The organism is Vibrio sp. V03_P4A6T147 (assembly GCF_002241085.1).
Taxonomy (GTDB): domain Bacteria; phylum Pseudomonadota; class Gammaproteobacteria; order Enterobacterales; family Vibrionaceae; genus Vibrio; species Vibrio anguillarum.
Map to the genome: position 1 here is coordinate 1 of NZ_NDIO01000266.1, position 5,460 is coordinate 5,460.

Here is a 5,460-nt window from a genome sequence, read left to right on the forward strand (position 1 = left end):
GTGTGATACGGATCTAATAATGAACGCAGACGAAAAAATATTGATCAAAGCACCAAGGAGCCACAAAGATGGGCATCTTTTTGAAGTTTCAGAAACTGCTGTTGATTGGGTTGATCAATACCAACATTTTAAAGGTGTTACCAAAAGTATCGTTGAACTTCTTAACCTGATCTCATTAAGAGGTTTCCGCAGCCAAGATGGGTTAGTCTCAACAACAGAGTTAATTGAAGCAACCGATGGCCAATTGACCAGAGCGGCTATTCAGCAACGGCTGCGTGCTGCAGTAAGTATTGGTTTATTTAAACAGATCCCGGTGAGATTTGAAGAAGGTTTAGCTGGCAAGACAATGCTGCATAAATTTGTTAACCCAAATAAGCTCATCTCTGTGCTTGGTTCAACCAGTCTGGTAACTGAATCAGTAAAACAGACAGAAAAACGCAAGCGTTCAAAAGCGCTGGCTCAAACTCAGGTCAATAAGCGTTTGTTGACAGAGCATGGGCTAAATATTCCACCAGCGATGAAAGACGAAGCGGATCAGTTTGTGGTTTCACCCACCAATTGGGCTGGGATCATTGATCAAGCATTAGCTCCACCGAGAACTCGTAAAAGCTACCAGAAATCAATGGTGTCGATTTCTGGTACCCGTGCGATCATTGAAACTCGTTCTTCTAAAAATATCATGACAGTTGATGATCTAATGACACTGTTTGCACTGTTCACCTTAACGGTGCAATACCACGATCATCACCAAGAAGATTACCAACTTAATACCAAACACACACCGAATAAAACCCCATTGTACATTACTGACATTTTGTCGCTTCGCGGTAAAAAAGATAGTGGCCCAGCAAGAGATTCTATTCGCGATAGTATTGATCGGATTGAATTTACAGACTTCCAACTGCATGAGTTAACAGGCCGTTGGCTGAGTGAAAACATGCCAGAAGGATTTAAGAGTGATCGTTTTCGGTTCCTAGCAAGAACGATCACCGCTTCTGAAGAAGCGCCAACGGAAGGCGCTGATGGTGAAATTAGGATCAAACCTAATTTGTACATTTTGGTGTGGGAGCCTTCATTCTACGAAGAGTTACTCACTCGCGATTACTTTTTCTTGTTTCCACCAGAGATCCTAAAGCAACATACGTTGGTCTTCCAACTCTACTCCTATTTCCGCAGTCGCATGTCGCGTCGCCATACCGACAGCATGCTACTGAGTGAATTGAACCAAAAGTTGGCCCGTAATATCGAATGGCGTCGTTTTTCGATGGATCTTGTCCGTGAGCTAAAACGATTATCGGAAGGAAAGGGCAGCGATTCGTTATTTGTCGTGAATCTTTGGGGCTATCATTTGACGGTCACCACACTGGTGGATAAAGAAAAAGTGATGGATTACCAAGTCGACATTAAGTGCGATGTGGAAGAAGTCCTGCGCTACTCGCGCGCTCGTACCACCAATGCAGGCAAACGCAACATGGCTCCAACGTTACCTAACCCACTGCGCAATGAGATGGTTTCTAAGCAAAAACTAGAAGAGCTTTCTGAGATCATTGATGGTGAATTTGAACCGATTCAACGTAAAGCACCGTCTCCAAAGGGTAAGCTGGGACGAAGAGTCAAGCAGCGCAAACACCTAGTAGAGATCAATGCCGATGAAATTACGATTACCTTATCTAAATATACCTCTCCAGAGGCCCTAGAACGCAGTATAACGGCGTTATCAGCAATGACTGGACACCCACCATCCTCTATCAAGGAAGAGTGTACAGAGCTGATTGATAAGCTGGATTGGCTGAGGGTTGGAAATGAGGCGATCTCTTATGAGACGTTAAGTAAATTGATCGAGCTCTATAACACGAAAAACGAGAATAAACATTTATCGATCGAACGTTTGATCTCGGGTCTCGCAGTACGCCGCAAAGTGTGTAAGCAAGTGTACGAGGGGCATTTAGATGAATCCGTATTCCGGGCACTTGATGAAGTCGCTATTGGTATTTAAAAGGTATTTAAAACCAATTTACAACACAACCTTGACACGTAGCTGACATTTTGTTTTAGAAGGTTCGTTAGTATGGAAAACGAATAGACAACCTTTTGTCCTATCTGATGAATTAATAGATTGGCTCATATATGTTTTTAGCGAGTTATATAACTCGCTATTTTTTTATCTGTTGATCCCTGCAATCAATTAATACCCTCGCTTTATACCTTGATCATCGTTCCACGCGTAATATGCAAGAAATCGAACATGAGCATCAATTAAACTTCGGGATAAGGCCTCATCAACGTGCTGTTGGTTGAGATGCTCCAAACTCAGTACCATCAACTGCTGCATCCGTTTTATACACCAAGATTTTAACTCAAGTTCACTACTCGGCTCCGAGACACAACGCTGAAAACGAGCGTAAGCAAGCTGCAGATATTGGAAGGCAAGCTCACCGTCAATGAGCTTGTAGTACTCATATTGGCGCAGGCAAGCATCAAGCCAACAAGCAATTGCTTTACTTTGAGCATCACTCAGATCCGGCCCCCAGATCTCTTGTGGAGCATTAAGGATCAAAGGTTGTAATTGAGCCACCTGATCATAGCGCTTGTTCAGATGCCATTGATGGATCTCGGTTAACCAGTCGTGAAGTTTACACATCGCGTCTTACCTACAACTTTAAATGTATTAACTACAGTCTGGTGCATTTCAAGCTTATTTGCCAAACAGAAATGGGGAACCATGTGCTAAAAATCAGCACATTGAAAGAGCGTGGGGTTGGGGGGGCTGCGACAGTATGCAACAGAATAAAATGAGCGCTAAAACGCTTGAATTCATGCATGCAATATTTAAATTTAGCCTCGTCTAGCAAGGTTGGCAAAGTAATATTAATAGTTTTAAAAATAAGGTTTCTAAACCATCGCCAAAATCACAATATGGACGAAATATGCTTAACAAATCAAATGTCGTTTGCTACAGATTACATGTCCCTTACGTGGTTTGTTCGGAGGTAACAATGTCCATAAATTCTATTGACCATGACGAAATGACTGATATTGCAAATAAGTGGGACTTCACGGAAGAAGTAGAAACTCAAAAACCAGTTAAAAACCTTAAATCAGCCGAAGCTCGCCGTCGTATTGAAGCATTAAGAGAGATTCGAGAAAGTGGTTTAACCATTGAAGAAGCGAAGGAGCTAGGCATACTTCACTGACGAGTTCTCACCATTAATCCCCTAAGGGTGGCGCATAGCCACCCTTTATATTTTCCAATTTTCTTGATTTCATACCGATAAATTGCACATTTATGCTCTTAATTTTCCTATGTCCTATGCTATATTTCGTGCCACGTATTTACCGATCTAGGCTAACTCATGTCCTTCAACCTATCTTTACTTGCCGCTGAAGAGAAAAACAAAGTAGAGCTCGATAAACAAGCTTCCTTTCTTGTTTGGAAACTCAAGCAAGGAAAAGCAGGACCTGAAGCGATCACTCAGCAGCAGTCTAAAATTGCCAGTGAGGCCGAAAAAGAGTGGTTTTTACAATCGGTGAACAAATACAAAAGAGTGATGGGTGTTGCGTAGCATTCATGTCTTTGCTAAGTGGAAAATTGAAATGATCCCACTTTTTGCTAAAATCCCTCGCGTTAAATTGAATTAGAGAGATCATCCCTATGGGAAGAAGTTTTGAAGTGCGCAAAGCCTCAATGGCGAAAACTCAAGGCGCAAAAATTAAAGTCTATTCCAAATACGGTAAAGAAATTTACATGTGTGCGAAAAATGGTGGTTCGGACCCAGACATGAACTTGTCTTTGCGCCACCTGATCACAAAAGCGAAGAAAGACCAAGTTCCAGGCCACGTTATTGATAAAGCGCTAGATAAAGCCAGTGGTGGTGGTGGTGAAGACTACCAACCTGCTCGTTACGAAGGTTTTGGCCCTGGCGGCGCAAGTGTTATCGTTGACTGCTTAACAGATAACGGCAACCGTACGTTCCAAGATGTGCGTCAATGCTTTGTTAAAACGGGTGCGAAAATTGGTACTCCAGGTACCGTATCACACATGTTTGATCACCAAGCGGTATTTCAGTTCAAAGGGGATGATGAAGATTCTATCCTTGAAGCACTGATGATGGATGATGTCGATGTGACGGATGTTGAACTGGAAGATGGTGTGATCACTGTATTTGCACCTAACACTGAATTCTTCAAAGTGAAAACATCGCTAAATAATCAGTTCCCTGATTTGACTATCGATGTGGAAGAAATCACATTCGTTCCACAAACACACACACCGGTCACGGGCGAAGAGGCGGAGAAATTCCAGAAATTCCTCGACATGCTAGATGACTGTGATGATGTTCAGCAGGTTTACCATAACGCTGAGCTGTAATAGAGCGAATTAATGAGAAGCCGAGTGATTGACTCGGCTTTTTTTTATCTGTGCATTGCTAACCGTGGTCTTATTCATAGAGAATGACGCAAGGATACATACAGCCCACACTCAGTTACGTGTGTTCGTCCGTTTGGGCTGCTGGGTAATAATAAAAGGAGAAGTTAATGAAAGTCAGTTTTATTGGATTAGGGGTTATGGGATACCCTATGGCTGGGCATCTAAAAAATGCAGGGTTTGATGTTAGCGTCTACAACCGCACTCAAGCTAAAGCGCAGCAGTGGGCGCAGCAGTATCATGGGCATGCAGCGCAAACAGTCGCAGAGTGCGTGCAAGATGCCGATGTGGTTTTAACCTGCGTTGGCAATGATGATGATGTCCGTAGCATGACGACCAGTGACGGCGGCGCGATAAGGGCGATGAAACGCGGCGCAATTTTGGTTGATCACACCACCACATCGGCACTGTTAGCCGAAGAGCTGGCGTCTGCGGCTCATAAAGCGGGCATTCGCTTTATGGATGCTCCTGTTTCTGGTGGCCAAGCAGGGGCTGAAAATGGTGTGCTAACCATTATGTGTGGTGGAGATGCCGAACTGTTTGAGCAACTGCAACCCGTATTTCGTGCTTATGGCAAGTCATCGGTGCTGATGGGGAAAGCAGGGCAAGGACAACGCGCAAAAATGGTCAATCAAATTTGCATTGCTGGCGTATTAAATGGCCTGTCGGAAGGATTGATCTTAGCGGAAAAGTCAGGGTTAGATATTGGCGTTTTGGTTGATTGTTTGAAAAATGGAGCCGCAGGTTCATGGCAGATGGAAAACCGCGCTGTGAACATGTCAATAGGTAAATTTGATTACGGCTTTGCCATTGATTGGATGATCAAAGACTTGGGCTTTTGTTTGGATGAAGCGCAACGAAACGATCTAAAATTGCCGATGACAGAAAAAACTTATCATGCTTACCAAGCCTTGTCTGAGCAAGGTGAGGGAAGAATGGATACTTCTATCCTTATCAAAGCCGTTAATTCATAAATATCACAGCTCAGAGATAGACTCAATTGGCCCTATTTAGGGCCATTTACACTGTAAACC

6 protein-coding genes are annotated in these 5,460 nt (G+C 43.3%); 5 read left to right on the plus strand and 1 reads right to left on the minus strand.

Annotated features, from left to right (window positions below; all coding sequences use genetic code 11):
* Positions 1-19: 19 nt before the first annotated feature.
* Positions 20-1,996, plus strand: coding sequence for a replication initiator protein RctB domain-containing protein (locus B9J84_RS10550; protein ID WP_017043500.1), 1,977 nt, complete (start codon positions 20-22; stop codon positions 1,994-1,996).
* Positions 1,997-2,185: 189 nt separating this feature from the next.
* On the opposite strand, the gene B9J84_RS10555 is transcribed toward B9J84_RS10550, so the two are convergent.
* The gene (locus B9J84_RS10555; RefSeq protein WP_094124089.1) at positions 2,186-2,641 is read right to left on the minus strand and encodes a transcriptional regulator; all 456 of its coding nucleotides are present in this window, start codon (positions 2,639-2,641) and stop codon (positions 2,186-2,188) included.
* 355 nt (positions 2,642-2,996) lie between these two features.
* Between B9J84_RS10555 and B9J84_RS10560 the strand changes: the two genes are divergently transcribed.
* From B9J84_RS10560 to B9J84_RS10575, 4 genes are all read left to right on the plus strand, one after another.
* Positions 2,997-3,194, plus strand: a complete 198-nt coding sequence (locus B9J84_RS10560) for a PA3496 family putative envelope integrity protein (RefSeq protein WP_017043498.1) — start codon at positions 2,997-2,999, stop codon at positions 3,192-3,194.
* A gap of 159 nt (positions 3,195-3,353) precedes the next feature.
* Positions 3,354-3,563, plus strand: coding sequence for a DUF3283 family protein (locus B9J84_RS10565; protein WP_017046863.1), 210 nt, complete (start codon positions 3,354-3,356; stop codon positions 3,561-3,563).
* Between the two features lie 89 nt (positions 3,564-3,652).
* Positions 3,653-4,369: a YebC/PmpR family DNA-binding transcriptional regulator gene (locus tag B9J84_RS10570; RefSeq protein ID WP_017044945.1), complete on the plus strand. Its 717-nt coding sequence runs from the start codon at positions 3,653-3,655 to the stop codon at positions 4,367-4,369.
* Between the two features lie 167 nt (positions 4,370-4,536).
* Positions 4,537-5,400: an NAD(P)-dependent oxidoreductase gene (locus tag B9J84_RS10575; protein ID WP_094124090.1), complete on the plus strand. Its 864-nt coding sequence runs from the start codon at positions 4,537-4,539 to the stop codon at positions 5,398-5,400.
* Positions 5,401-5,460 lie beyond the last annotated feature (60 nt).

What these genes read in the sequence shown, in the direction of transcription:
- B9J84_RS10550 (WP_017043500.1), top strand. Translation starts at nt 20, where the DNA reads ATGAACGCAGACGAAAAAATATTGATCAAAGCACCAAGGAGCCACAAA.
- B9J84_RS10555 (WP_094124089.1), bottom strand. Translation starts at nt 2,641, where the DNA reads ATGTGTAAACTTCACGACTGGTTAACCGAGATCCATCAATGGCATCTG.
- B9J84_RS10560 (WP_017043498.1), top strand. Translation starts at nt 2,997, where the DNA reads ATGTCCATAAATTCTATTGACCATGACGAAATGACTGATATTGCAAAT.
- B9J84_RS10565 (WP_017046863.1), top strand. Translation starts at nt 3,354, where the DNA reads ATGTCCTTCAACCTATCTTTACTTGCCGCTGAAGAGAAAAACAAAGTA.
- B9J84_RS10570 (WP_017044945.1), top strand. Translation starts at nt 3,653, where the DNA reads ATGGGAAGAAGTTTTGAAGTGCGCAAAGCCTCAATGGCGAAAACTCAA.
- B9J84_RS10575 (WP_094124090.1), top strand. Translation starts at nt 4,537, where the DNA reads ATGAAAGTCAGTTTTATTGGATTAGGGGTTATGGGATACCCTATGGCT.